At 66.6% G+C, this 2,568-nt stretch carries 3 protein-coding genes; 1 reads left to right on the top strand and 2 read right to left on the bottom strand.

The features are described from left to right. Positions 1 to 1,001, bottom strand: a 1,001-nt coding sequence (locus EN738_RS33375) for a cobyric acid synthase (RefSeq protein WP_127287265.1), incomplete at its 3' end; no start/stop codon positions are given. Then, positions 1,001 to 1,615 (bottom strand): dimethylsulfonioproprionate lyase family protein, encoded by a 615-nt coding sequence (locus EN738_RS33370; protein WP_127287264.1) that lies wholly within the window; start codon positions 1,613 to 1,615, stop codon positions 1,001 to 1,003. The genes EN738_RS33375 and EN738_RS33370, both read right to left, overlap by 1 nt. A 138-nt stretch (positions 1,616 to 1,753) precedes the next feature. Between EN738_RS33370 and EN738_RS33365 the strand changes: the two genes are divergently transcribed. Then, positions 1,754 to 2,568: acyl-CoA dehydrogenase family protein (locus tag EN738_RS33365; protein ID WP_127287263.1), on the top strand; the 815-nt coding region annotated here is incomplete at its 3' end.

Raw genomic sequence — 2,568 nt, 5'->3', positions numbered from 1 at the left:
CCCCGCCTGCGATGGGCGAGGGGGTCGCGGTCCCAGCCATTCTCCCGGAACTTCGAGAGATCGCCGATCGTCGACTTCGAGCCGGGAATGACCACCAATCCCGCATCCGCGGGCAGCGGCTTTCCGGGCGGCACGAACACCACCTCGACCTGCGGTTCGGCCTTCAATGGATCGAGATCGTCGAAATTGGCGATGCGCGAAAGCATCGGCACCGCGACCTTCAGCGCCCGCTTCTCGCCGGATGCCAGCCGTTCCAGCACCACCGAATCCTCGGAAGGAAGCCTCGCCGCCGCCTTCAGCCACGGCACCACACCGAAGCAAGGCCAGCCGGTGAACTTTCCGATCGCCCTGATGCCGTCGTCGAACAGCGAGACGTCGCCGCGGAACTTGTTGATGAGGTAGCCGACGATCATGCGCCGGTCCTCCTCCGGCAGGATGAGATGCGTGCCGGCGACCGAAGCGATGACGCCGCCGCGATCGATGTCGCCGACCAGCACCACCGGCACATTGGCCCGCGTCGCAAAGCCCATATTGGCGATGTCGCGGCTGCGGAGGTTGATCTCGGCTGGCGAGCCGGCGCCTTCGACGATGACGAGATCTGCGCCCTCGCCGACCTTCGCCCAGGACTCCAGCACGGCATCCATCAGCCGGCCCTTCATCGCCTGGTAGTCGCGCGCCCGTGCCTCGCCGAACACCTTGCCTTGCACCACCACCTGCGAGCCGACATCGCTTTGCGGCTTGAGCAGCACCGGGTTCATGTGAACGGTCGGCGCCACGCCGCAGGCGATCGCCTGCAGCCATTGCGCGCGGCCGATCTCGCCGCCGCCGGCCTTGTTGTCGCCGGGAATGTCGGCGACGGCGGCATTGTTCGACATGTTCTGCGGCTTGAACGGCCGCACCTTCAGCCCGCGCATCTTCGCCGCGCGGCAGAGCCCCGCCACCAGCACGCTCTTGCCGACATCGGAGCCGGTGCCTTGCAGCATGATCGCTTTGGCAGCCATCAGCCCCTGCCCTGCGCCACGGTGCCCGGGATTGTCGACTTCTGCGCCAGCGGCCCGCCACGCCAGATGTAGAGCGCCAGCAGCGGCTCCTTGCCCGTGCGCATCGCATGGCTGACATTCGAAGGGTGATGGATCACCTCGCCCGCCTCGCGAACACGGAAACCACTTTCGCCCTTGTGCCACTCCGTACCGCCGGTCAGCGGAATGTAGATCTCCTCGGCAATGTGATGGTGGTCGGGATAGACGATCCCGGGCCCAAGGATCAGCAGGCCGGCCGCGACCTCGTCATTGACGAAATGGCCGCGCGTGCCGAAAACCTCCAGCCAGCCGTAGTTGTCCAGGAACGCCTGGCCGAAATCCGAGACGCTGTAGGTTTGGCCCCAGCGCAGATCGCCGCGATGCTCCGCCACGAATCGCGTCAGGGGCCGGATATCCAGCGGCGAAAGTTCGGCGATGCGGTCGAGATGGCGCAGGCAGGCGAGCGGATGCGGCTCCAGCGGTCGCACCGGCATGTCCCAATCGATGCGGGCGACGGCGTCGCTGACCAGAGCGCTGTCCAAGGTCCTGAGGTAGGCGTGGAACCGGTCGAGCAGTTCATAGAAGACTGTCGTCACGCCATGCTCCGTTGGTCGATCTATGCACAGCCGCTCCGCGGCCGGGCGGGTTGCGCGGCGGCATCATTGGTCTAGATTGAATGGCGCGCAAAGCCAAAAACGACAGGCCAGAAGGCCTAAAACGACAGGGAGCACGCCATGGACGCCGCGGTCGATGCGAGCACCAGCCAATTCGAACTCACCGAGGAGCAGCGCGCCATCCAGGAGATGGCCGAGGCCTTCGCCGCCGACCGCGTCGCGCCGAACGCGCTCGACTGGGACCGTGCGAAACATTTCCCGGCCGATGTGATTCGCGAAACCGGGCCGCTCGGCCTCGGCGGCATCTATGTCCGCGACGACGTCGGCGGCTCGGCGCTGGGCCGGCTCGATGCCGTGCTGATCTTCGAGGCGCTTGCCCGCGCCGATCCGGCATTTTCCTCCTTCATCTCGATCCACAACATGGCGGCGTCGATGATCGACCGCTTCGGCAGCGAGGAGCAGCGCCAGCGCTTCCTGCCCAGGCTGACCTCGATGGAATGGCTGGCGAGCTACTGCCTGACCGAGCCCGGTTCCGGCTCCGACGCCGCCGCGCTGAAGACGCGCGCGGTGAAAGACGGCGGCGACTATGTGCTCAACGGCGCCAAGCAGTTCATCTCCGGCGCCGGCGACAGCGACCTCTATGTCGTCATGGCGCGCACCGGTGCCGACGGGCCGAAAGGCATCTCGACCTTCGTCGTGCCCAGGGATGCGCCCGGCCTCTCCTTCGGCGCCAACGAGCACAAGATGGGCTGGCACATGCAGTCCACCCGCCAGGTCATCTTCGAGGATTGCAAGGTGCCAGCCGAGAACCTGCTGGCCACGGAAGGCGCCGGCTTCGGTATCGCCATGGCCGGCCTCGACGGCGGCCGGCTGAACATCGCCGCCTGCTCGCTCGGCGGCGCGCAATCGGCCCTCGACAAGGCTTTGTCCTATAC

The organism is Mesorhizobium sp. M4B.F.Ca.ET.017.02.2.1, from assembly GCF_003998955.1.
GTDB lineage: Bacteria > Pseudomonadota > Alphaproteobacteria > Rhizobiales > Rhizobiaceae > Mesorhizobium > Mesorhizobium abyssinicae.
The sequence above is the reverse complement of the archived record's forward strand: the minus strand, read 5'-3'. Positions and strand labels throughout refer to the sequence as shown.